Source organism: Psychrobacter sp. CX18, from assembly GCF_057396215.1.
This window is the reverse complement of the sequence record NZ_JBXYJH010000015.1, coordinates 14,857-40,351: the sequence shown is the minus strand read 5'-3', so window position 1 is coordinate 40,351 and position 25,495 is coordinate 14,857. Positions and strand designations below refer to the sequence as shown.

Below are 25,495 nucleotides of genomic sequence, written 5' to 3'. Positions count from 1 at the left end.
GCTAGGCTCATTAGTGTCTCTTGCTTCGCGAGCCACCTATGAGCAAGCCCCTGCATCTTACTCAGCCAAGCAGTATATCCGCTTCAATCAGGGCTATGTCACCCTACGTGTTTATAGTCACACTATCATTGAGGTTTAAACTCAATCTCTTTTAAACTTTCCATGATTTAAAAAGTAAATCGCCTGCTGAGCCACCTCTTTATTGACTAACATACCCGTGTGTGACACAGGCAACACGATATGATCCTTTGCAGCAGGTAGATAGGTTTCATACACATACACTGAGCCGTCGTGCTCACCTTTATTATCGGGTAATTTTGATTTTGTCTTGTGGTAGTTTAAGACCAGTTGCCCTAAGCCATAAGGCGAATTGCCGGCTATAACGCCTAAGCTAATCTCCTCTTTTAAAGGCGCAGTCTGACCATCTAACGCATTTTCAAACGCATTACCGATTAAAGGCGCTGCGAGCTTTTTGGCATAGTTTGCCGTGACGCTACCGGCGTGGGGCGTGCCTAGTGTGACACAACGTCCGATTTTCCATTGAGGAAATCTGGCGATAAAATCACGAATAACCAGACCCCCTAAGCTATGCCCGACAAGGTTAATCGGCACCTCAGGATTATGATTGTCCGTTAACCACTTATTTAAGCTATCACTGTGCAGATCGATACTGTCCCGCAGACTATGATAGTTATGCAGGTGCGTCTCAAAGCCATTCTTTTTAAACGCTTTGGCCATTAACGTCATGATCCATCCCGTTTGATGCAGACCATGAATTAATACGACGAAGGGGCGGGGATTGGGGGATGAATTTGACACGCGGGTTATCCTGTCTTACTAATGAAATAATTGATTATCATACACTATAGTTGTATCTAAACTAAAGCGGTACGGTATTAGCATCAATAAACGTCATTAGCATAAATGTAATTTAAAAACCATCAAAAAAAAACACCTCCAAACTTTTCATTCGGAGGTGTTTAACAGTGCTATTGTCAGGTTAGATAATAGATTACATATAGTTTTCGATACTTGGGCAACTACACATTAAGTTTTTATCGCCATACACATCATCAATTCGGCCTACAGATGGCCAGAATTTGTGTTCACGGATATAGTCTAATGGGAATGCTGCAGTATCGCGACTGTAGGGATGTGACCAGTCAGAACCTGTGATAACAAAGGCAGTATGCGGTGCGTTTACTAATGGGTTATCATCCACTGTCCAGCCGTCTGTACCCGCTTTCACTTTCATCGCTTCTTGTCTAATTGACTTTAGCGCTGAGATAAAGCGATCAAGCTCATGCTTAGCTTCTGACTCAGTAGGCTCAATCATTAGCGTGCCAGCAACAGGGAAGCTCATCGTAGGCGCATGGAAACCATAATCCATTAAGCGCTTGGCGATATCCGCCTCACTAATACCAGTTTCTTCTTTCAAAGGACGAATGTCGATAATACACTCGTGAGCCACACGGCCGTTTTTACCTGTATACAGAATCGGGTAGTCATCTTTAAGCTGGCTGGCAACATAGTTTGCATTTAATAACGCAGTCTTAGTGGCTGCAAGCAGACCATCACGGCCCATCATAGTGATGTACATCCATGAGATAGGTAAGATACTGGCTGAACCATAAGGCGCTGCAGAAACCGCTGTGGTATCTTTTGGCGCATTGAATACCGGAGTCACACTGTGGTTGGCTTTAAAGGGCGCAAGATGCGACTTCATCCCGATAGGCCCCATGCCAGGACCACCACCACCATGTGGAATACAGAAGGTTTTATGCAGGTTCATATGCAGAACGTCAGCACCCACTTCAGCAGGCTGCATAATACCAACTTGAGCATTCATGTTGGCACCATCCATATAGACTTGTCCACCATGATCATGGATAAGCTGACACATATCACGGATACCGGGCTCAAACACACCATGTGTCGATGGGTAAGTGATCATTAGGGCGCCAAGGTTATCACTGTGTTCTACACATTTGGCTTTTAAGTCAGCCATGTCAACGTTACCGTTTTCATCGGTATTGACCACCACCACTTGCATTCCCATCATTTGTGCCGTCGCAGGGTTAGTACCGTGCGCTGATTTTGGAATCAGACAGACAGTGCGATTAGACTGTCCCAGTGATTCGTGATAACGGCGAATGGCAAGAAGCCCAGCGTATTCACCAGAAGCGCCAGAGTTTGGCTGCATAGAGATATCATCAAAGCCAGTGATTGCTTTTAATTGCTCTTGTAAGCTTTCAATCATCGCCAGATAACCGGTCACTTGATCTTGCGGGGCAAAAGGATGCACATTGGCAAACTCATTCCAAGTAATCGGCAACATCTCACTGGTGGCATTAAGCTTCATGGTACAGCTGCCCAGTGAAATCATACTGCGGTTCATCGCCAAATCTTTGTCTTCAAGCTTTTTCAAGTAACGCAGCATCTCGTGTTCAGTATGATGCGAATTAAAGACAGGATGAGTCAGAATATCATCTGTACGCAGGACTGCTGCATCAAGGGACATTTCAGCGTCATGTGAAAGCGACTGCGCTTTGTTATTAAACAACTGAGTTAATACTTCAAAATCAGCCGCGTCACTGGTCTCTGAAAAAGAGACAGATAGTTTAGTGTCGCCTTCACGCCATAAGTTGTAGCCAACATTGTCCGCATTTTCGAAAATCTGTGATGCCAGCTTCTCTGAGCCACAGTCAACCAATACCGTATCAAAGATATTGTCGTGAACCACCTTTAACTCATTGTTTGCAGACTTAATGGCGTTACTAAATGCCGTTGCCATCGCATGAATACGAGTTGCGATACGCTTTAGACCCTCTGGACCATGGTAGACCGCATACATACCTGCTAGGTTGGCAAGTAAAACTTGCGAGGTACAAATATTTGAATTGGCTTTTTCACGGCGAATATGCTGTTCACGAGTTTGTAGCGCCATACGTAAGGCGACATTGCCTTGAGCGTCCTTGGATACACCAATGATGCGACCAGGCGCTGAGCGTTTTGCTTTATCAGTAAAGGCAAAGTAGGCTGCGTGTGGTCCACCAAAGCCCATTGGAATACCGAAGCGCTGGGTACTACCTAATGCCACATCTGCACCCATATCCGCAGGTGACTTAAGGAGTACCAAGCTCATGATATCACTGACTACCAACGCATAGGTTTTATTTTCTTTAACAGCAGCAATCACCTCGGTTAAATCTACCACATCGCCTTCACGGCCAACATATTGGAAGATCGCCCCAAAGAAGTCACCTGATTTAGCGGTTTCAAAATCACCGACCACAACCTCCCAGCCAAAGTATTTAGCACGGGTTTTAATCACGTCTAGAGTCTGCGGATAAATACGCTCATCGACGAAAAACTGGTTGGATTTGCTTTTGCTAACGCGCTTGGCCATTGCCATACCTTCCGCCGCCGCTGTGGCTTCATCAAGTAACGACGCACCTGCCATCTCAAGGCCGGTCAAATCAATACAAACTTGCTGGAAGTTTAACAAGGCTTCAAGACGACCTTGTGATATCTCTGCTTGATAAGGCGTGTAAGCGGTGTACCAACCTGGATTTTCCAACACATTTCGCTGAATGACGGCAGGCATGCGCACAGGAGAGTAGCCTTGACCGATATAGCTTTTGTTGACGGTTATGTTATCCGCCATAGTACGTAGCTTGGCTAACGCATTATGCTCGCTCATAGCTGGCGGTAAATCAAGCGCACGGTTCATACGGATCGCTTCAGGCACAGTATCTGCAATAAAGCTGTCCATGTCATCATAGCCCACTGCTTTTAGCATGGCTTGTTGATCATTAGCACCCGAACCAAGATGTCTGGATACAAAGCGGGCATCATCAAATAAACTGTCAAATGATAAGTTAGAGTTAGTTGGTGAAGTCATTGCAGTCCTTAATATTCAATATAACGAGGGGCTGAGGTTTGCAGGAAGGCAAACGTTAACGATAGTTATGGTACTTATTTATAGTGCTTAATTATCGTGCTTAATTATCGTACTTACTTACAGTACTTAATTATGTTACTTACTTAAAGTAATTGGAATTATTGACGCGGTTGACAGTACTCATAGTAGTGGCATTGCTTAATAGCGGTATTGGTTCATAGCTTAATAGCGGTATTGATTCATATTTAGGTTTTGACATTAGGTTTTGCTGTTAGGCATTGCAAGATATAGACCTTGCAAGTTGCCTATATAACAAGACGTTGCCAATACTGCTTTGGGTTATACGTGTTTGACAAACTGATCATAATCAAATCTATACTGATCACTATAGATGCCTCTTTCAGCACGCTCACCGGCACCGATAATCATAACGACATGGTGATCCGGCGATAGATTTAATAGTTTTTTGAGTGCAGGTTCATCAAACCCACCCATTGGGCAGCTGTCAAAACCATGTGCACGTAGGGCGAGCATTAAGTTCTCTGCTGCTAACGCCGTATTGTTTGTCGCCCAGTTTTTAATATCTTCAAAGGTATAATAAGGCGTTTTAACGGGGCCTTTAAACTGTCGTACCGCTTTAGTGAGCCCACGCTTGGCAATAGAGATAATGCCAGCTGGACCACGTAAGAAGTCAAGAGGAACTATCTGGCTGTAGTATTTTTTAACCTTTTCGGGAACAGGCGAGTGTGGAAACTCATCAAGATTTTGTTTTGCATGCTGTTTCCATGTATCCGTACGTGCCACAACAGCAATCAATTTATTTGCCGTTTTAGCACCATTTTGATTCATACAAATACGATTTGCCTGTTGACGGATACTTGGGGTGTCAATAATGTAAAATTCCCAAGGTTGCAAGTTACTAGAGTTTGGCGCAAGCATTGCCAACCGCAAACAATCTGCCAAAACGTCATCTGGTATCGGCGTATCAGTAAACTTCCTTACTGAGCGGCGAGATTCCACCACTTCAGTAAATGCTGCTAAATGGGGTGCTGATGGCTGAGTAGCGTTTTTTTTGCGCTTATTATGATGCTGATTGTCATTCTGATTATCATGGTTTTGAAAGTTGCTGGGTGTACTATTTTGAGGCTGAGTAGACATAACAAATATCCCTAAGTGTCCGTTAAGTGTTGAGTTTAAGATGTCTCCATATAGTCATGGATGTACTAAATAGGCATGCTTAACACACCTAAGTCGCCAATTTGTGAATAGTGAGCGTCACCCCATCCATGACATAACGCTCGCAATACATCTTTAAAATTATTCAGTCTTTAAAGTATTCAGCTGTTAAGTATCAATTAGATAGCTTAAAACCATTAGAGAGATTATAGCTCTGCTTGATACTCTTCAGCGCTCAATAAGGCCTCATAATCGTCGACATTGTCAGGCTTAATACGATACATCCAGCCGTCACCATAAGGATCGGTATTGATGACTTCTGGATCATCTTCAAGCGCTTCGTTGATTTCAACAACTTCACCTGTGATAGGGGCATAGACATCTGAAGCCGCTTTTACAGATTCAACAACCGCCACTTCATCATCGACAGCAACAGTATCACCGACATCAGGAAGCTCGACATAAACGATATCTCCAAGGGCTTCTTGGGCATGGTCTGTAATACCGACCGTGATAGTACCGTCATCTTCTAAACGTAACCACTCATGGCTGGCAACATATTTTAGTTCGCTTGGTACATTACTCATACTATTCTCCAAAAAAGGTAGTGGTTTGGCTAGGGGGAAACTCTAAAACTACGGCATCAAAACTATCGGGTTAAGTTTAAATGACGGACTCACTATAGCAAAGTCAGGGGCTATTTTTTAGTCATGTTTTAGTCATGAAATTTTATTAATGTTCGTTTTATACAAGCTCTTAAATTTGGTTAAGCAAACTGCTTTTTACCATTACGGACGAAAGGCAGTTTTAAAACACGTACTGCCACGTATTTACCTTTACCGCGTAGATCAACTTCTACGGTATCGTCATCACTAACTGAAGCTGGAATACGGGCAATCGCAATAGATTGTTTTAGAGTAGGGGAGAAGGTACCACTGGTAATAATACCCGTTTGTTCGTTATCAGACCCTTGATTGATCATTACGGTCATACCTTCACGAAGTACACCGCGAGACTCTAATAATAATCCCACTTGCTTCATCGCCGTACCATTGTCTTTCGCCTGTTGACGCTTTGCCGTCATTGCCTCACGACCAACGAAGTCCCGATCATCTTTTAGGGCCAACGTCCATCCCATGTTACACTCATAAGGGCTAGTGGTTTCATCCATATCATGGCCGTATAAGTTCATGCCCGCTTCCATACGTAGCGTATCACGAGCGCCAAGACCAGCTGGTTTGATACCTTTATCTAGCAATAAAGCAAAAAAGGAATTGGCGTCATCACCATGCAATATCACTTCAACGCCATCTTCACCGGTATATCCTGTGCGAGCGACAAACCAGTTCTCACCTTCTACATCTGTTAGGTCAGCACCCACAAAAGGTTTTAACCCATCTAAAGTATCTGCCCAATTTGGCTTGGCTTGCTTAAGCTTTTCAATCGCATTTGGACCTTGTACCGCTAGCATAGCAAGTTCAGGACGTTCGGTTAACGTCACATCAAACCCTTCGGCTACTTTATTGAAGTTCGCTAAGTCTTTGTCACGCGTTGCAGCGTTGGACACAATGCGATATGTCGTTTCATCTTCATTGGTTAAATAAACGATTAGGTCATCGATAACACCGCCATCTTCATTAAGCATACCTGAATATAACGCTTTACCAACAGTTTTTAGCTTAGCGACGTCATTGGCCAATAGTTTCTGCAGCCATGCTTTGGCGTCACTACCTTTAACGTCAGTGACGACCATATGCGACACGTCAAACATACCGGCATCAGTACGTACCGCTTCATGTTCATCAATCTGTGACCCATAATGAATAGGGAGTTCCCATCCAGAGAAATCAACCAATTTACCATTATTATCGAGGTGAGACTGATAAAAAGGGGTGCGTTGCAATGTTGTCATGACAAATCCTTAAGATCGAATAGTTAACAAATCGATTAGTTATAAATAGTGCGGAACAAAAAAGGGGCAAATAAGTTACAAAGTCCATTTTATCAATAAAACCAAAGCGATGTTGTTTCGCTCTTGTTCAGTTACACTGATAAGATGTCTCGATTAACTTATTTGCCCCATCTGTCCTGTTACCTGAGATTTTCGACATCAGTACTATAGAGTTTACATTAATTAAAATACAATAATAAGATGTCTTTTCCCCTTCGGTGGGTACATTTTCATAGGTCTATTAACGACGAGTAATGACAACTAAACGCTAGTTATAAAAAATATGCTTTATTGACTAGATAGGTTATTGTCTTAGTCGTTCGTTTCAAACGCCTGTATGTACCACTCTCCAGATTTGTCATTACGATGAAAACGCGTAAAAAGATGTTTAATTCGCGATGACATCAATCCTACTTTTAACCGATCCTACATCAATAGGCGGCAAGTAAATGAGTTATTCAGTCCGGTTACCTGAGCGATTGGCAGGGTGCTTACGCCTTCGGTGACAGCCATACTTGTCGCAACATATATTCAAGTTAATTAATATGATTAGTTAATGTAATCATAATTTAAAACAAATATGTGACGAAAAAAGATACTGTGCTCTCCTGAAAAACGCCCTTATTATGAAAGGTGTTCGCTTTTTTTACAAGAGATAAGTTTATGAGACTCATTTAATCTTAATAATCGTTAAAAAAACGGTTACGTATAATAGTAACGGTATGTATTGAGTTTATTATTTTTTTAATCATGAAAAGTCATACTATAAAGATATTAGGGTATTATAAAGGGGTACAAAAGGTAAATAATAAAGGAAAAAAATATCAGTATTGATGAGATTAGAATTTAACTTAAAGATTTATTCACTTATGAATCACTATTAATTTTAAGTCATTCAAAGAAACTTCCTCAGCAATCTTTTAATCAATTTTAAATAATTTTTATTCACTAACCATTTTTATTCACTAACTAATAAAGAGCCGATGTAATGCACTGCGATATCTATAAATTCCCAAAGCATAGTGAAATGTATGTTTATATAGCCCGTCCAGATTATCCGAATGATACCGATGAGATTAAAGATTGGCTTGGGGTATTGCCTAAAGAATTACGTCAAAGCTTAGGCGAGAGCAAGTTTTTAATGCATTTGGACTTATCAGAGACTAAGAAATTAGCGCGAGTAGATAAAGATGAGGTTATTGAAAAGCTAAAGTCACAAGGCTATTTTGTTCAAGCCCCGCCTTCAGATGTATTGTTGGCACAAGCGCAGGCTCGCATGAAAGACTCTCAAGATAAGAAATATGACTGACTTTCGTTGCTGTATTAATACACTTTTATCAATATCTTAATCCTCACTATCGATTTTTGCATCGATACTAATGTTCATTAGACCCTAAAGTCATGTTAAAATGAGTGTTGTTCAAACTGTATTCTTGAAAAGTATTTTTATATACAACTAGGCGGCTATTGATATTACTGTAGCAATAGAAATATGGATAAAGTTGCTAAGGTTGATTAATAGTTATTTTGTTATTGACCAAATCTGCTAGAGTAGTTAGATTTTTAACCTTAATTAATTTATAGACTGAGCATTGCATGGACTGGTTACGCAATATTATTTCTAAATTACCGATGGATGCCATCAGCGAATCCGCTAGTCGGATTACGATTTGGTGGAGTCATCTTGTGGCAGATGTGCCACCAGATATGCTGCCTATTTATGCCTATGTGGGATTTTCAATTATTGTTCTATTGCTGTGGTTGTTTATTGTCAGAATACTTCCTCGCCCAATTGGAGGAATGAGTTGGCTTGCTGTTTTTGCCATACTATTGACACCAAGCACTGCAGCGGGTAACTCTGGTGATATTGCCCCAGCAATTATTGGTGTGGTTTATGGTATTTTGATGAAAGAACCTGGTACCGCCTTGCGAAGCTTACTGCCTATATTGGTCGTTTTTGGATTAGGACTGGTATTGGGCTTTATATGGCAGATGATTAGAAATCTAATTGAATCTAATGCAGAACGTTCACGTCAACAAGCTATTAAGGATGAAAAATCAAACCTCCAGTTGGCTTCTGCAAATTATATCGACTTAATAGACAGTAATGATGAAGCTAATGAGCATCAGTTAATTAAGACTAAAAAACCAGTACCTACCTCTAAACATAATGATTCATAGATAGTAGGTTTTATATACTCGAAGTAATCCTTAACTAGGTTAATGTTTATTAATATTTTTTAATATATAGATGTCAATTATCATCAGGTGTCGACTAGTATAAAGTGTCAATTAAATTCAAAATATTCATATTAAAGTCATTTAAGGTAATTTTGACGTTTAAGACAACGTCGATGCTCGATTCAAAACATGATGGAGTCAAAAAACTACAAAAGAATAATAAAAATTACCTATGCTATCTATGCTTAAGTCCTGTCCCTATAAATTATCAATGCTCGGGTCACCTCAATTAACAGGATTTCTATTTTCTTGAAGACCCACTCAACACCAAGCAATACTCTTATATCACAAAGTTTACCCCATAACGTCTTATGTCACAGAATTTGTGTGATAAGGATTTAGTGAATTAGATTTTAGGGCATAAAGCTTGTTAGAGAGTAACCTTTTATTTAAAAATGAGTTAGTGAGTAACCAGCTATTTAACAAACAGCTATTTAACGAACAGTTAGTGAGCTAGTACTAAATAATTAAAAATATATTGAGCATCATTTCAATTTTAATTTACTCGAAGAGAACCCCCTTATGACTCAAAATATAAATGATCAACCCACAGATCTAACGACTCAGAATACTACGTTTTCTGGTACCCAAAGTTATATTGCGACTGATGATTTGCAATTGGCAGTCAATGCCGCTATTACCCTTCAAAAGCCTTTGTTGATTAAAGGCGAGCCGGGGACAGGTAAGACCTTACTCGCTGAAGAAGTTGCTCAAAGTTTGGGTATGCCTTTGATTACCTGGCATATTAAATCGACAACGAAAGCTGAGCAGGGCTTATACGAATATGATGCGGTATCACGCCTGCGCGATTCACAGTTGGGTGATGATAAAGTTTATGATATTAATAACTATATTAAGCCGGGAAAGCTATGGGAAGCGTTTACTTCAAAAGAGCGTAGTGTGCTGTTGATTGATGAAATTGATAAAGCCGATATCGAATTTCCGAATGATTTGCTGCATGAATTAGATCAAATGTCATTTTATGTCTATGAAACGGGGGAGACCATTAAAGCCGAACAACGTCCGGTGGTGATCATTACCTCAAATAATGAAAAAGAGTTGCCCGATGCTTTTCTACGTCGTTGCTTCTTCCACTACATTGATTTCCCTGATGAACAGACGATGCGCCAGATTGTCGATGTGCATTTCCCTAATATTCAACAAAAGCTTGTCAATGATGCGTTAGACATATTTTATAAACTGCGTAATATTCAAGGTTTAAAAAAACCACCTTCGACTTCAGAATTAGTGGATTGGTTGACGCTGCTTTTGGCTGATGATATGGCGCAGCAAGAATTGGAGGAGAACTTACGTGGTGAGAAGTCAATACCGCCTTTATATGGCGCTTTGCTTAAAAATGAGGCTGATATTACATTATTACAGCGTTTTGCCAATATGATGCGTCGTTAATTCTAGTCTATTATCTACTTTGGACTACTTTAGATAGTAAATAATGAATGAGACGTCGTATTTTGGTGTAGGTTTGAGGGTAAGGCGATTATGTTTGTAAAACTATTCTATACGCTACGGGCTTATGGCATACCAGTAAGCACACGTGAGCTACTGGATTTAAATGCCGCGCTCGATAAGGGATTAATGCGTCAGCCACATCCTGAGTTATCGAATGATGACCTTGATGATGCTGGGGACAAGGAAGACTTATGGACTTTTGCCAGTCGTGACGATATGTATCGCCTTATAAAGCTTTGCATGATCAAGGACGAGCGACATTTTGATAAGTTTGACCGAGCCATGGCAGACTACTTTGATGGTGTAGATAGCTTAGATATTGATGAGCTAATGGCGAAGCTGACCGATATTCCTAAAGAGTGGCTAGACTTAAAGCTTGATCCCAAAAACTTAACTGAAGAACAACGCCGATTGTTAAAAAAATATGGCTCGCTTGAAGCGCTTATGAAAGCCCTAGAGGAACGTTTAAAAGAGCAAAAAGAGCGACATCAAGGGGGCAGTAAATGGGTCGGCACTGGTGGTACGTCACCTTTTGGAGCCTATGGCGATCACCCTGAAGGAGTGCGCGTTGGCGGTGAATCGCGTAAACGCAGTGCGGTCAAAGTATGGGAACAGCGTAAGTATCGTGATTTAGACGATGACAGGCAGCTGGGTACTCGCCAATTACAAATGGCACTTCGTAACTTGCGTCAGTTTGCGCGTACCGGTAGCGCGGATGAGCTTGATATCAAAGAGACGATCAAGCGAACGGCCAACAAGGGGGTGCTTGATATTCATATGCAGCCTGAACGCCGTAACCGGGTGAAAGTTTTAATGCTGTTTGATATTGGCGGTAGTATGGATATGCACATTGAAGCATTGGAAAAGTTATTTTCTGCCGCTAAAAATGAATTTAAAACGTTAGAGTTCTTTTATTTTCATAACTGTCTATATGACTATGTGTGGAAAAACAACCAACGTCGACACTCAGAACGTACCCCGACGATGGAGCTATTGCAGAAATATGGCCGAGAGTATCGAGTGATATTTGTCGGTGATGCTTCGATGTCACCGTATGAGTTATTTTCTATTGGGGGCAGTGTCGAGTATATGAACGCAGAGGCTGGAGTCGTATGGCTCAAACGTGTGCTTGACCACTTTGATAAAGTAGCATGGCTTAATCCAGAAGAGCAGGCTCACTGGCACTATACTCATACCATAGGTGAGATTGAAAAATTAATGGAAGGTCATATGTATCCGATGACATTGCATGGTGTGGAAGAGATGACTGAATATTTGGCAAGGTAGCTAAGTAGCTATGAAAGACTAAGACAAGCTCGTTTAACCAAATAAATTAAATCACAGACAATAAACACGTTAAGATTCTGTATTTCAGGCGATGACATCCAGTGACCGCCAATGATAGCCAATGATAGGTCATTAAGATTGATTCTATTAAATTCTGCATAGTATTGGGTTAGGTTTGATCATATCGAGTGGTCCAAAAGTGGAGTAATGGTATTGAAAAAGTGTAAAGCTCGCACGCAAAGCGTTTCAGTCGGACTGCTAACGTCTGTTTTGATAGGTACATTGTGGCTCAGTGGATGCTCTCACGAACAGTCTCAGCAGGAAATGACTGGAAATGAAGCAAGTTCAATGCACGTTGGCATGTGTTTTGACGATCCTAGTGAAGAAGATACCATTAAAGATGATAAGGATAATATAGCGGCTAATAATTTTCCGATTATTGATTGTAAGTCACCGCATGATAACGAAGTATATTATAAATTCAACTTACCAGACGCCAAAGCGTATGTTGAGACAGACAGCTTATTAAATACTATGCTTGATATTTGTGAGGATAAATTTAAAGGCTATATTGGACGTCCTTATCAAAAATCCTATTATGAAATGTCGGTACTGACACCAACCGTTGATAGCTGGCAAGATGGAGATAGGGAAGTGATCTGTTATGCGTTTCACCCTGATGCTGAGAAGCTAAATCGCTCCTTAAAAGCCATTAAAGAGTAAAATGGGTGAGTTACCGTAGATAATTAATAGACTTTTGTCCTTTGTTTGTTTTAGGAAGAAATATGCTAAAAACCCCTTATTATCAAATTGATATCGCCGATTTACAGCAAAACTTAGAAATCGTTAAGCGTTTGTGCGACTTATCAGGCGCAAAAGCACTGTTGGCGCTCAAATGTTTTGCGACTTGGGGCGTGTTTGATGAGATGAAGCCTTACTTGCATGGCACAACCTCCTCCTCGCTTAATGAGGTACGTTTAGGAAAAGAAGAATTTGGAGATTGGATTAAAGCTGACGGTAGCCGTGAAAAGAAAGAGACTCATGCTTATAGTGTTGCCTATAGTGCCGATGAGATCGATGAGGTGTTATCTTACGCCGATAAGATTATCTTTAACTCATTTAATCAGCTCCATGCTTTTAAAGACAAGGCCAAAACACAAGGTGTTCCTGTCGGATTACGCATTAATCCAAAAACCAGTAATTCGTCTTTCATCATTGCCGATCCAGCGCGTCCCTTTAGCCGTCTAGGGGAGCATGATATCGATAAAATCAAACCTATCATCTCCGAGATTACAGGTGTTATGATTCATAATAATTGTGAAAATGACAGCTTCGAGGCCTTTAGTGCCAGCCTTGATGATATTGAAAGTAAGTTTGGCGATATTTTTTATGAGCTTGAATGGGTCAGTCTTGGCGGCGGCATTCATTTCATTGCCCTAGAGTATCCATTGGAGAAGTTGGCAAATCGACTAAAAGCCTTCAGTGACGAATATGGCGTCCAAATATATTTAGAACCTGGTGAAGCCTGTATTCATAATGCCGCTAAGCTTGTGACGACGGTGGTCGATACCTTACATAATGGGAAGCCACTTGCCGTAGTTGATGCCTCGATTGAAGCTCACATGCTCGATTTATTAATATATCGAGAGACTGCACCATTAGTTCAGATTAATAAACAAAACTGCAATATCACCTCAAAAGAGAGTGAATCTAGTACGATTATTTATGGTAAGTCTTGCTTAGCTGGAGATATATTTGGAGAGTATGCATTAGAGAGTTCCTTGAGCATCGGCGATACTGTTGCATTTGGCAATGCGGCAGGATATACCATGGTTAAAAAAAACTGGTTTAATGGCGTGGCAATGCCCTCTATTGTCATCTGTGATGAAAATGGCGAGTTAAAGGTACAAAAAACGTTTGGTTATCATGATTTTAAAGCCAGCTTGTCCTAAGCCGGATAGCACATCATAAGCTTAACCCCTTATATGTCATTAGAGCTTAAATAACCTATGAATGCTCTTATATATGATGGTATTGATTTTAAAGTAGCCAATATTTAAGAGTAATCTTGCTAAAATAGCATCTTAGACGGTTAATAGTTAAGTTTGATCAATAAAATTCAGTCGCAAAATCAGTCATAAATCACTATAATGCTGCCCTTTGAATTTATTTGATTCATTAAGTATATCAAATCTAGACATTTATCTATCGAAGAAGGCAATTACAGATGCAACTAATCTAACCCTACAAATAGTAGGTTTTATGATTTTGCCAAATTCTATTTTAATCTAACAACGATAGATCAATGTCTAGTAAATTTAATATTTCGGGTGCGTGGGTTTTCCTAATTCTTCCTTTTTAATTCACGCACATCATTCACGGCGTCAACTCATAACCTAGATGGTAATCGATTTAGATAGGTTGACCCACTAAGGAGGATTTCCAGATTGACTACTACTCACACTCAAAACCCTAAACGAGATGTTTTAATCATCGGTGCCGGCGGTGTTGCCCAAGTGGTTGCCCACAAATGCGCTATGAATAACGACGTGTTGGGGGAGTTGCATATCGCGTCACGTACCAAGGCTAAGTGCGATGCCATTGCCGCCAGTATTGTAGAAAAAGGCAGCTTTAAGCAAGAGGCTGTATTGCATACTCATACCGTGGATGCGATGGATTCAGACGCTGTCGCTCAATTAATCAAACACACCGGCGTACAAATCGTTATCAATGTCGGTTCAGCATTCGTCAATATGACAGTGCTTGAAGCGTGTATTAATACAGGCGCTGCGTATATCGATACGGCAATTCACGAAGATCCACGCAAAATTTGTGAAACACCGCCTTGGTATGGTAACTATGAGTGGAAACGTAAAGAGCGCTGTGCTGATAACAATATCACTGCCATTTTAGGTGCAGGCTTCGATCCTGGCGTGGTCAATGCGTATGCGCGTGTCGGCTATGACATGATGGATAAAGGCACTGTGACCGATATTGACATTATCGATATTAATGCCGGCAGTCATGGCAAATATTTTGCCACCAACTTTGACCCAGAGATTAACTTTCGTGAGTTTACCGGAACCGTTTACTCTTGGCAAAACAGTCAATGGCAATCGAACAAAATGTTTGAAGTGAAGCGCACCGACGACCTACCTGTTGTTGGTGAGCAAAACAGCTATCTTAGCGGCCATGATGAAATTCATTCATTATCAGCTAACCTTGATGTACCGAATATTCGCTTTTGGATGGGCTTTGGTGAGCACTACATCAATGTCTTTACCGTACTTCAAAACCTAGGACTGCTATCAGAGCAACCAGTCACTACCGCAGAAGGTCAAGAAGTCGTGCCTCTTAAAGTCATTAAAGCAGTTTTACCAGACCCAAGCTCATTGGCGCCAGACTACACGGGCAAAACCTGTATCGGTGATAAGGTTAAAGGTAAAATTAACGGCGTAGATAGCGAAGTCTTTATCTATAACGTTTCTGATCATAAAGACGCTTATAATGAAGTGGGCAGCCAAGGTATTTCGTACACCGCTGGCGTGCCACCGGTTGCCGCGGCGATGCTTATCGCGACTGGCGAGTGGGATGTAGGCCACATGGCAAACGTTGAAGAGCTCGACGTCAGACCTTTTATTAACTTGCTAAACGATATTGGCTTGCCGACCCGTATTCAAGACAGTGAAGGTGACCGTCCTTTAGAGTTTGAACTTTAATACTTAGTCTTAAGTTATACAAAAAAGCCTAACTGAATTCAGTTAGGCTTTTTGATTTAGAGCTTTATACTATTTCTTACCAAAACAACTATAGTCTGGCTATGACTATATCTTAGCAAACCCATGTTAACTTAATATCAAACTGTCATCTTCGACTTTCTCCCCACGGGTTTGTTCAAACATATCAAGTAAGTCATGGACCGTCATACCTTGACGCTCATTACCTGAAACATCAAGCACTACTTGACCTTGATGCAACATAACCGTTCGGTCGCCATGCGCTAATGCTTGCTGCATTGAGTGGGTGACCATCATCGTTGTCAAATTATTCTCTGTCACAATCTTATCTGTTAGTTCTAACACAAACGAGGCTGTTTTTGGATCTAAAGCAGCGGTATGCTCATCAAGCAATAATATCTTTGACGGTTGTAAAGATGCCATTAGAAGACTGACGGCTTGACGTTGACCGCCAGATAATAGTCCCATTCTATCAGATAAGCGATTTTCAAGACCAAGCTTTAAGATAGACAGCTTCTCTCGAAATAAGTCACGGTTGCTGTTATTAAGCGCGAATTTTAAACCACGTTTTTCACCCCGTTTATAAGCCAGTGCTAAGTTTTCTTCAATCGTTAATGCTTCACAAGTGCCGGCCATAGGGTCTTGGAAAACACGGGCAACCCAATGCGCTCTTTGATGAGCATTCTTTTTAGTGACATCAATACCATTAAGTAATATAGAGCCACTATCAACTCGGATAGTACCGCTGACGGCATTTAAGAAGGTAGACTTGCCCGCACCATTGGTACCAATAACGGTGACAAACTCGCCCTCTGCAATATTTAGGCTGATGCCACGTAAAGCAGGATTCTCAATAGGTGTGCCTCGATTAAAAGTCAATCGAAGGTCATTGGCTTGCATCATAAACTGATATCCTTTTTATTCCAGCTTATTCCAAATAAGTTTTAATAAACTGACAGTCGTTATTTACGACGTTCGATGACCAGATAATAATTTAGATTTTATCGATGGTAACTGTAGGGCTATCACTACCAGTAACGCAGTAATTAAATTTAAATCTTGTGAGCCAAAGCCAATACTTCTTAGCATATCACTCGACAGTGCCACTTGAATAAATAACTTATAGATCAAAGCCCCTAATATCACAGCAAAGGTAATTAACCAGATACGTTTGGCAGGAGTAATGGTCTCACCAATAATAACAGCGGCTAAACCAATGACAATTGTACCAATACCAATTGAGATATCTGCACTGCCTTGGGTCTGTACAAATAACGCACCTCCCAATGCGATCAGCGCATTAGATATTGCCATACCAACCACAGTCATAATAGAGGTGTTGATGCCTTGAGCTTGAGCCATTTTAAGGTTAGAACCGGTAGCACGCATGGACAATCCTGATTCAGTACTAAAGAACCAGTCCAAAAATAACTTAGCGAGAATGACGACACCGCCAATAATGAGACAGCGCATCCAATAGCCATTCTCATTGGTCACTAGCGTACTAAATACAGTGTTTTCACCAAGTAGTGGAAGGTTTGGTGCACCCATGATGCGAAGATTGACTGAGTATAAAGCTACCATCACCAAAATACTGGCAAGCAGTTGTAATATGCCTAATTTGACATGTAGCCAAGCAGTGACCATGCCAGCGACTGCACCAGCGAGCATGCCTAGACCGCAGGCTATCCAAGGATCTATGCCAGAGACAATAGAGACACCGGCGATTGCTCCTCCTAAAGGAAAGCTACCATCAGCCGTTAAGTCTGGAAAATCTAACGTTCTAAATGAAATAAGGACGCCTAAAGCCACTAAGGCATAGATGAGACCACTTTCAAGGGCACCAAAAAAAGCGATGATAGACATAATGGATAAACACCACAATGGTTTGACTTACGCAGCATATAACTTAGTTAACCCAATGAGTCGTTCAGTGCTAATAGTTAATCCCTAAAAACTAATAACGAATGATATATTGAGCTAACTAAGTGTTGTAAGCCAAAATGAATTTTACAGAATATACCCCATTCTCAACTCTTAACGTAGGCTGTGGCTTTAGCCCAGCATTTTTGATTAAAGGTTTTAATATTCTGGGCTAAAAGCACCAACCTACAATGAGTTTTCATAAGTTGAGAACGAGGTACAATATAACTCTGCACTCAAGTTAAGGTCGGTTGAACATTCAAAAATAGTCTAAGCCCGTACCATGGTCGAATGTCCCACACGCCTTATGGACCTAATTTAAAATTACAAAGAACGCCAGTAGGGTTTACCTCTTCTGGACTATAAACGTAACCAACTTTTTAAACCCAAAGTAATCTGTTGCATTAACTAAATTTGAGGATACAAGGGTAGGGCATCTGAAGCGCCAGTAATTTTAGTGTCTGAACCCTCTCAGCTCGTTACAAGCCTGGCTTCTACTGAGTCTGTAACCGATGAGAATACAATGAGTTTCGTATTGATTAAGACTTCTACAGATTGTAATGATGGGGTGGCTATGGCATCGATGACGTCAGGATAGCCACTCCAATTTAGTATTGCAATTTGACCAACAGTGGCGGCATGAAAAACTTATAACTTTCCGTTTATAAGCGTTTATTGAGTACTGTCATTATGAAATAGACTCGAATAGTTAATCTCGCCTGTTGTCTTCAAAGCTTGGTGTTATTAAAAAGCTTGGTTGTTACTTCGCAGCTTGGTTACTAGGTTTTGTCTCATCCACATTGATACCATCCGCTATCAGGCTTTTATCCAGTGTGACGCCTTGTTCTTTGGCATGCTTTGGACTGACGTATAGCGTTAATTCGTTCATTATTTCTGGTTTTATATCGGTGATGGCTTCACCATTTAACACGCGATATACCATTTTTCCGGTGACACGACCAAAGTCATAATCATTGACACCAAGGGCAGCAGTAGCACCGCGGCGTACACTAAACTCATCTGACGTAATGACGGGTATATCCATCTCATTTGCGGCACTGGCCATGGCTTCAAATGCGGTAATGACGTTATTATCAAGTGAGGTGTAAATAACATCCGCTCGACCTTGTAAGCTACGGGTTGCCATTGCCACATCATTTGGGCGATTGGCAGCCACATCAAGTATTTTAAGCCCACGTGCAGGTGCCGCGGCTTGCAATTGCTTTAATACGGCAACGGAATTGGCCTCTCCTGGGCTGTAAACATAACCGATAGTCTTGGCATCTGGTACAATTTTTTGAATTAAGTCCAAAGGGGGCTCAATCGGTAATTGACTTGATAAGCCGGTGACATTGGATTGAGTTGGGACGTTATTAGCCGTAATAAGCTTAGCAGCGACGGGGTCAGAAATAGCGGTATAGATAACAGGGATAGTGGTCGTAGATGCAACGACAGTTTGTGCAGAAGGGGTTGAAATGGCTACGATAGCATCCGGCATATCACCCGCAAACTGTTTGGCAATTTGTCCAGCAGTCGCCGTATTGCCTTGCGCACTTTGAAAATTAATCGTAAGATTTTGTCCTTTGACATAGCCATCTTGTGCCAACTGCTCAGTCATGCCGCGGCGGATCTCATCTAAAGAAGGATGCTCTACAATTTGTGTTACCGCTACTGTTTTGGCTTCTTTAGTCGGTGCAGTACCACCCGCACTTTGTGTGTCAGGTTTATCTGTACAGCCAGTAACCGTCGCAATACCGACACTCATGCTTAATGCAATCATACAGCGCCAAATTCTTTTTTTGTTGAATTTTGAGGCTAATAGGTTAGATGGCTGAAAGAGATTTAATAATGATGATGAATCTGACTGCATTAGCGGTTACTCACTTAAAATGAACAATGTAAAACAAAACTATGGAATACTATTCTCTTAATTCTCTTAAAGTGTCACAGCTGTAGGGTGCTATCCTAACCACAGTATTCACTGAGATCGATTGCCTTGTAACATTTATAAGGGAATTTGACTATAATGTAACATAACTGTGAAATAAAAAAAGATGCTAACTAAAAAAAGCCGATGTTAATTAACATCGGCTTATATTTGATCAACACCACCATTATAAAGGTATTTTCAGATATCCCCTATAAAAAGTTTAGGGCGTGTCCTCATATATAAAAGTGATATAAAAATGGGCACACGCCTTAGTCGTTAGACAGAATATATTACGCTAATTTATCTCCGACTTGACACTCGTCTGGTAAGGTGACGACGACTAATCCTGTTTTAGGGTCGCCAGAAGATAAAATCATACCTTCTGATACCCCAAACTTCATCTTACGTGGGGCAAGGTTAGTAACGCAAATAACTTTTTTATTCGCTAATTGTTCTGGCTCGTAAAATTTACGAATACCACTAAAGACATTGATTGGCTTATCTTTACCCACATCCAATGTAAACTGTAGCAGTTTATCGGCACCTTCTACATAATCACACTCAAGGACGTGAGCAACTGTCATTTCGACCTTCATAAAGTCATCAAACTCAATAAAGCTTTCTACAGATGTGGAATTTGAGATCGTATCTTCTTTTGTCTGAGCATTGCTCTTTGAGTTAACGCTGCTCTTAGAATTAGCACTGTTATTAGCATCGACTGCCGCCAAGTCTTGCTTTGACTCTTCTATCAAGGCATCAATTTGCGATTGCTCAATACGCTGCATCAATGGCTTGAACTTATTAATTTTATGACCTAGCAATAGCGTGTGACGGCTCTCAAAACTTAAGTCATCTATATTTAAGAAGGCCTTAGCATTGTCAGTAAGCTCAGGTAATACTGGCGCTAAATACACCATAAGCTGACGGAAAATATTGATGGCAACTGAGCAAACCTCTTGTACTTCCTGCTCATGACCTTCTTCTTTCGCCATTGCCCATGGTTTTTTGCTGTCAATATATTCGTTTGCTTTATCTGCACATTGCATAATTAGGCGCATTGCACGGCTAAACTCACGATTTTCATAAGCCGTGGCAATTTCTTCACCGGTGCGCATCACATCATTTAATAGCTCAGGCTCTGCACAGGTATCAGATAGCATACCGTCATATTTTTTGACGATAAAGCCGGCGCTACGGCTGGCAATATTGACCACTTTTCCGACCATGTCAGAGTTCACCTTTTGCATAAAGTCAGCAAAATCTAAATTTAGATCTTCTACTTTATCTGACAACTTGGTCGCAAAGTAATAGCGTAGATACTCTGGATGTAAATGTTTAGCAAAAGTCTCGGCTTGAATAAAGGTACCCCGCGATTTACTCATTTTCTCGCCATTGACCATCAAGAATCCATGAGCAAACACACCCGTTGGCGTGCGATATTCAGCCCCAGCTAACATGGCTGGCCAAAACAAGGCGTGGAAGTAGACGATATCTTTACCAATAAAATGATACAACTCGGTTTTGTGTTGATTTTCCTCTAACCAATAGTCATCGAAGTTTAGCTCAGGTTTAGAAGGGTCAGTTGAGCCTTGACGCTGTTTGCACAGGTTTTTAAAACTAGCCATATAGCCAATCGGCGCATCGAGCCATACATAGAAGTATTTATCTGGTTCACCGTCAGGTGTGTCCGGAATTTTAAAGCCAAAATAGGGCCCATCACGTGAGATATCCCAACTGGCTAGACCTGCCTCAAACCACTCTTGAAGCTTATTAGATACTGAAGGTTGCAGGCGATCTTTATCATTGGTCCACTGCTTTAGAAAGTCTTCAAACTCAGGTAAATTAAAGAAATAATGCTTTGAAGTCTTTAAAACAGGGGTTGCACCTGATAATGTTGAATAAGGGTTTTTAAGTTCAGTCGCATTATAGGTAGTACCACAGACTTCACAGTTATCACCGTATTGGTCTTTTGCGGCGCACTGAGGACATTCACCTTTGACAAAACGGTCGGCTAAAAATAGTCCTTTTTCAGGATCAAATAGCTGTTCAACATCTTTGGTTGAGATATGACCTTCACCATTTAAACGACGATAAATTAACTCAGAAAATTCGCGATTTTCATCTGAATGAGTAGAGTGGTAGTTATCAAAGCTTATTAAGAATTTGCTGAAGTCTGCTTCATGCGATGCTTTTACTTTTGCAATCTGCTCTTCGGGTGTTACGCCATTGGCCTCTGCCTTTAACATAATGGCAGTACCATGCGCGTCATCAGCACAGACATAAGTTACTTGATGGCCTTGAGCCTTCATTGATCGCACCCAGATATCGGTTTGGATATATTCTACCAAGTGACCTAAATGAATAGGACCATTGGCATAGGGAAGGGCACTGGTAACAAGAATTTGACGCACAAAATCACCTATTAAGTTTATTGATTTTAATTTGGGCGTGTGGAACATTCGCAAATTAGCACTGCTGATAGCTAAAATCGTTCCAGACTAGGCGCAAACTGACGCTAATGCCCGAAGCGTATTGGACCTTGGCTAGGTTTGTAACAACGTCTGGGGCGATTTTAGTATCAGCCCTGAGAACGGATTAAGCAAAGCACTGCTTTGCCCGTTCGCAAGGCGAGAGCTATGCTCGAGTGAGGGCGGGACTCTTTTTTGCCAATATATGGCGGCTATTAAAAATTTAGGGTTCTAACTTAGAATGACTAAGCGTCAAAAATTTCACTGCATATTGACTAAAAAATAGTCTCCGCCAGTGCCATGGTCGAATGTTCCACACGCCCTAAGTTTTCAGAATTTATAATATCCGCCTATGATACCGCAAATGGCGTAGAAATGGGAGGTTACCTGATAACCTATGTGCACAAACATGGGCTATAGTCGTAGGCAATCTAAAGAGCGACAGCGTTAACCTCACAAAGCCTACTAGAGTAGTAGTTGCGCTCGGTTGCCTTGTAGCCATTTTAGATTTCTTTGACTATAAAGAAAATGCTGAGGTGATTCAGAGCTCTGAGGGTTAAAGAGTACTAGCCCCGATTGTAGCGGATATACTTGGTAAGGCACAGGGCAGAAACGCTAGCTTTTAGACCGGTATCGCGGTAGCAGGAACGGACTAAAGCGTAGCGTTTCGCTCTGTGCGAGCCAAGATAGGAGTGAAAGCGGGATGGGCTCCACGTTATTATAAAATCTTAGTAAAGATGGGCAAAACGCTATCTTTGACTTATTTTAAATGAAGACGATGACTCTAGAATTGAACATTTAAGCCCAAAGAAATATTACGTCCCATTTGCGGTACAAATGATAAAAACGAGTTGTGTACATAAATTTCTTCGTCCAATACGTTGTTGGCGCGTAAGGATAGGGTGTAGTCTAAGGGGTGTTTTGAGTTGCCCCATGTGTTTTTGTAATCTAGCCCTAGGTTTAATAATGAGTAACCTTTGGTGGCATTTTCTGGGACTTTGGTGACTTTGAGTAAGTCTTCATCTTTGGGTATTCTGGCAACTGTCGCAGTCGAGGTTTTGTCTTGGGTAAAGACTCGGGTGAAGTCAAGCGAGGTTGACCAGTTGTCATTGTACTCGTTGTTTAAGCGAAAGCCTAAGCGTAGTGGCGACATACGTGGCGCGTTACGCTCTGGACGATCTACCTTGTCGATGCCAATCACTTCATAGTCAGTATAAGCACACCTTTCTTCATAATCTGCATCCCCCGGATAGGCGCCACAGAACTCTGGTGGATCGTATTTAGGGATTTCTTTATAGATTTTGTTGCCATAAATGGGGGCAAAACCATAGAGCTTGCCACGCACATAGTCACCAAATACAGTGGCGCTATGCCCAGGTAGGTATTCATAACCTACTTCTGCTTCTAAGCCTTGAATTTTGGCTTTGGATTGAGTCATGCGTCGAAGATATAAGTTGCCATCTTTATGTAGGTTTTCGGCATGGACATAGTTGTCAAAGTGATTGCTGTAGGCGCTGGCTTTGTAGTGCCATTTATCATTATCAAACTGAATGCCTAGCTCAATGTTATCTGATTTTTCTTTATCTAAGTCTTTATTACCATACAAAAACGAGTTGGTGGCTAAGTTTTTACCGTGATAGTAAAGCTCCATTGGCGTGGGCAAACGCTCATTATGCGAGTATGAGAGATCCAAACGATATTCTGGGGTAATGTCCCAGATAGTGCCTAGCGCATAAGAGAAAGCAGACTCTTTATAAGGGGTTAAGTCTGGCATTTCTGGTTCTGAGAGCTGACTATGCAGCTTGTTTTGGGATTTTATTGCCTCTAGGTCATAAGTGATAGGTATTTTTGATTTTTCATAACGCAGACCTGCTTCAAACAGCCAGTCATTGAGCTTATACTGCTCAACACCAAACAGGCTAAATTGACGCTGAGTGTTTTCCACCAAAAGGCGACGATTTTCAGCACGTTCTTCTTTAGAAGGGATCAATGCACTGCTTTTATGAGATTGGCTTTGAATACCCCAAACCCCTTGCAAATGCTCGGTCGGTGTATGATAGGCTTGTAACTTGGCATTGTAACCTTGGTTGTCAAAATAAGAGGTATTAGCCTTAACAAAGACACTACCTTGGGCGGGATCTGGGATGGTTTTGCCGTGGTCATGCTCTTCATGGTGGTAGTTGTGATACGCAACATCCAATCGGACTTTTTCAATGGCGCTAATTGGGTCTAGCAGCTCACCTTGTAGGTAGTAGCTTTTACTCTTCATATCCACCCAAGGCCCAGCTTGTGTATGATCGTGGTTATGCCCAAACGGATGATCATGGCTATGTTCAGGGTCCATTTCATGATCGGTACCACAATGGAAGTGGAAAGAGTCCACTAAATCATCATCGCCCATTAAATGAGGATAGACATTGAGATAAGGGCGATTTTTGCCAATGCCAAGGAAGTTTAGCACATGGCCACCACATGAATCGTATTTGTGATTGTGACCGACTAAGCCATAGTCGTCATGGCGCTCGCTATAGGCAACGCCAATATGACCTTGATCACCGATATAAGATAACCCTACTGTCCCCACGTTAGATTTGTTATGTGAGTCGGGTAGGTAGTTCAGCTTTTCAGCAAGATTAATCTCAGGTACTTCATAGTTATTGGCTTTACGTGACAGGCCCTCGACACGCAGTGCGACATTGTCTGTTAATCCAAAGGTCACTCCTGCTGTTGCCACTTTTTCATCATTATTGTCATTAAAGCGTAGTGCCGCTTCTCCTTCATAATTTTCTGGCACGTAATCCGGAATCCGCCCATCGACAACGTTAATCACCCCAGCAGGCGAGGCGGTACTATACAGAAGGGTAGAGGCGCCCCGTATTAATTCTACTCTATCAGCCAATAAGGTATCGACACCGACCGCATGATCTGGTGATAGGGTCGACATATCGATCGCATCCATGCCGTTTTCTAATATCTTGACACGTACCCCTTCTTGACCTCTTACCACCGGGGCAGATGCACCGCCGCCAAAGGGATTGCTATGTACACCAAGCTCGTCCGCTAGGGCGTTACCAAGTGTCGCAGAACGGTGGCGTAATTTCTCATTGCTAATGACGACATCACTGGCCTTTTTTGCATTATCAAAAGCTAAGCTGCTCGGTACTTTGTTTGAAGTAGCGGTAACAGTAATGGCTTCAAAGGTGGCCTGAGGCATGACCTCAGTATCGGACTGTAAGTCATTGTCCGTCAAGCTGTCGGTGGGCTCAGTATTGGCGAGAGCGTTTTGAGTCGCTAAAGAAACAAGAAGGGTATAAATCGCAACAGAAAGTGGTTTTCTCTTCATAAAACGTAACCTTATAAAGCTGTCTTAATTGGTTTTAATGAAATCTAAACTTTAGAAAAAATGAT

19 protein-coding genes and 1 riboswitch are annotated in these 25,495 nt (G+C 41.4%); of the genes, 9 read left to right on the top strand and 10 right to left on the bottom strand.

What is annotated here, in order from left to right:
• Nucleotides 1–13 precede the first annotated feature (13 nt).
• Entirely contained in the window at nucleotides 14–139 is a 126-nt protein-coding gene (locus tag AC2SLT_RS11775) for a hypothetical protein (protein WP_486547848.1), read from the top strand.
• A 2-nt stretch (nucleotides 140–141) separates the two neighbouring features.
• Here the strand turns inward: AC2SLT_RS11775 and AC2SLT_RS11770 are convergent, their stop codons facing one another.
• The 5 genes from AC2SLT_RS11770 to gcvT all read right to left on the bottom strand — a co-directional run bounded on the left by AC2SLT_RS11770 (nucleotide 142) and on the right by gcvT (nucleotide 6,992).
• Nucleotides 142–819 carry an esterase/lipase family protein gene (locus AC2SLT_RS11770; protein ID WP_486547847.1) on the bottom strand — a complete coding sequence of 226 codons (678 nt, stop codon included), beginning with the start codon at nucleotides 817–819 and terminating at the stop codon, nucleotides 142–144.
• Nucleotides 820–1,012: 193 nt separating this feature from the next.
• A complete protein-coding gene (gcvP, locus tag AC2SLT_RS11765) occupies nucleotides 1,013–3,904 on the bottom strand; it encodes an aminomethyl-transferring glycine dehydrogenase (RefSeq protein ID WP_486547846.1) in 2,892 nt (963 codons plus the stop codon).
• Between the two features lie 339 nt (nucleotides 3,905–4,243).
• Nucleotides 4,244–5,062 (bottom strand): nitroreductase family protein, encoded by an 819-nt coding sequence (locus AC2SLT_RS11760; RefSeq protein ID WP_486547845.1) that lies wholly within the window; start codon nucleotides 5,060–5,062, stop codon nucleotides 4,244–4,246.
• Between the two features lie 224 nt (nucleotides 5,063–5,286).
• A complete protein-coding gene (gcvH, locus tag AC2SLT_RS11755; RefSeq protein ID WP_486547844.1) occupies nucleotides 5,287–5,667 on the bottom strand; it encodes a glycine cleavage system protein GcvH in 381 nt (126 codons plus the stop codon).
• Between the two features lie 179 nt (nucleotides 5,668–5,846).
• Complete coding sequence (gene gcvT, locus AC2SLT_RS11750; protein ID WP_486547843.1) at nucleotides 5,847–6,992, bottom strand: glycine cleavage system aminomethyltransferase GcvT; 1,146 nt, start codon at nucleotides 6,990–6,992, stop codon at nucleotides 5,847–5,849.
• A 488-nt stretch (nucleotides 6,993–7,480) separates the two neighbouring features.
• Nucleotides 7,481–7,652, bottom strand: a riboswitch (glycine riboswitch).
• A gap of 367 nt (nucleotides 7,653–8,019) precedes the next feature.
• On the opposite strand from gcvT, the gene AC2SLT_RS11745 reads away from it, so the two are divergent.
• The 7 genes from AC2SLT_RS11745 to AC2SLT_RS11715 all read left to right on the top strand — a co-directional run bounded on the left by AC2SLT_RS11745 (nucleotide 8,020) and on the right by AC2SLT_RS11715 (nucleotide 15,748).
• A complete protein-coding gene (locus tag AC2SLT_RS11745; RefSeq protein WP_486547842.1) occupies nucleotides 8,020–8,340 on the top strand; it encodes a YcgL domain-containing protein in 321 nt (106 codons plus the stop codon).
• A 287-nt stretch (nucleotides 8,341–8,627) separates the two neighbouring features.
• Nucleotides 8,628–9,212 carry a hypothetical protein gene (locus AC2SLT_RS11740; RefSeq protein ID WP_486547841.1) on the top strand — a complete coding sequence of 195 codons (585 nt, stop codon included), beginning with the start codon at nucleotides 8,628–8,630 and terminating at the stop codon, nucleotides 9,210–9,212.
• Nucleotides 9,213–9,794: 582 nt separating this feature from the next.
• Nucleotides 9,795–10,682, top strand: coding sequence for an AAA family ATPase (locus tag AC2SLT_RS11735; RefSeq protein WP_486547840.1), 888 nt, complete (start codon nucleotides 9,795–9,797; stop codon nucleotides 10,680–10,682).
• Nucleotides 10,683–10,772: 90 nt separating this feature from the next.
• Nucleotides 10,773–12,029, top strand: coding sequence for a vWA domain-containing protein (locus AC2SLT_RS11730; protein ID WP_486547839.1), 1,257 nt, complete (start codon nucleotides 10,773–10,775; stop codon nucleotides 12,027–12,029).
• A 207-nt stretch (nucleotides 12,030–12,236) separates the two neighbouring features.
• Nucleotides 12,237–12,752, top strand: a complete 516-nt coding sequence (locus tag AC2SLT_RS11725) for a septum formation family protein (protein ID WP_486547838.1) — start codon at nucleotides 12,237–12,239, stop codon at nucleotides 12,750–12,752.
• A 62-nt stretch (nucleotides 12,753–12,814) separates the two neighbouring features.
• A complete protein-coding gene (locus AC2SLT_RS11720; protein WP_486547837.1) occupies nucleotides 12,815–13,981 on the top strand; it encodes a carboxynorspermidine decarboxylase in 1,167 nt (388 codons plus the stop codon).
• 495 nt (nucleotides 13,982–14,476) lie between these two features.
• The gene (locus tag AC2SLT_RS11715) at nucleotides 14,477–15,748 is read left to right on the top strand and encodes a saccharopine dehydrogenase family protein (protein WP_486547836.1); all 1,272 of its coding nucleotides are present in this window, start codon (nucleotides 14,477–14,479) and stop codon (nucleotides 15,746–15,748) included.
• Nucleotides 15,749–15,874: 126 nt separating this feature from the next.
• On the opposite strand, the gene AC2SLT_RS11710 is transcribed toward AC2SLT_RS11715, so the two are convergent.
• Both AC2SLT_RS11710 and AC2SLT_RS11705 read right to left on the bottom strand, forming a co-directional pair.
• Nucleotides 15,875–16,669 (bottom strand): ABC transporter ATP-binding protein, encoded by a 795-nt coding sequence (locus AC2SLT_RS11710; RefSeq protein ID WP_486547835.1) that lies wholly within the window; start codon nucleotides 16,667–16,669, stop codon nucleotides 15,875–15,877.
• 63 nt (nucleotides 16,670–16,732) lie between these two features.
• Entirely contained in the window at nucleotides 16,733–17,632 is a 900-nt protein-coding gene (locus tag AC2SLT_RS11705; RefSeq protein WP_486547834.1) for an ABC transporter permease, read from the bottom strand.
• Between the two features lie 514 nt (nucleotides 17,633–18,146).
• On the opposite strand from AC2SLT_RS11705, the gene AC2SLT_RS11700 reads away from it, so the two are divergent.
• Nucleotides 18,147–18,287: a hypothetical protein gene (locus AC2SLT_RS11700; protein ID WP_486547833.1), complete on the top strand. Its 141-nt coding sequence runs from the start codon at nucleotides 18,147–18,149 to the stop codon at nucleotides 18,285–18,287.
• A gap of 162 nt (nucleotides 18,288–18,449) precedes the next feature.
• Here AC2SLT_RS11700 and AC2SLT_RS11695 read toward each other — a convergent pair whose 3' ends face one another.
• From AC2SLT_RS11695 to AC2SLT_RS11685, 3 genes are all read right to left on the bottom strand, one after another.
• Nucleotides 18,450–19,469 (bottom strand): ABC transporter substrate-binding protein, encoded by a 1,020-nt coding sequence (locus AC2SLT_RS11695; RefSeq protein ID WP_486547832.1) that lies wholly within the window; start codon nucleotides 19,467–19,469, stop codon nucleotides 18,450–18,452.
• Between the two features lie 440 nt (nucleotides 19,470–19,909).
• Nucleotides 19,910–22,030, bottom strand: a complete 2,121-nt coding sequence (gene metG / locus AC2SLT_RS11690) for a methionine--tRNA ligase (RefSeq protein WP_486547831.1) — start codon at nucleotides 22,028–22,030, stop codon at nucleotides 19,910–19,912.
• Nucleotides 22,031–22,871: 841 nt separating this feature from the next.
• Complete coding sequence (locus AC2SLT_RS11685) at nucleotides 22,872–25,430, bottom strand: TonB-dependent receptor (protein WP_486547830.1); 2,559 nt, start codon at nucleotides 25,428–25,430, stop codon at nucleotides 22,872–22,874.
• Between the last annotated feature and the right edge of the window lie 65 nt (nucleotides 25,431–25,495).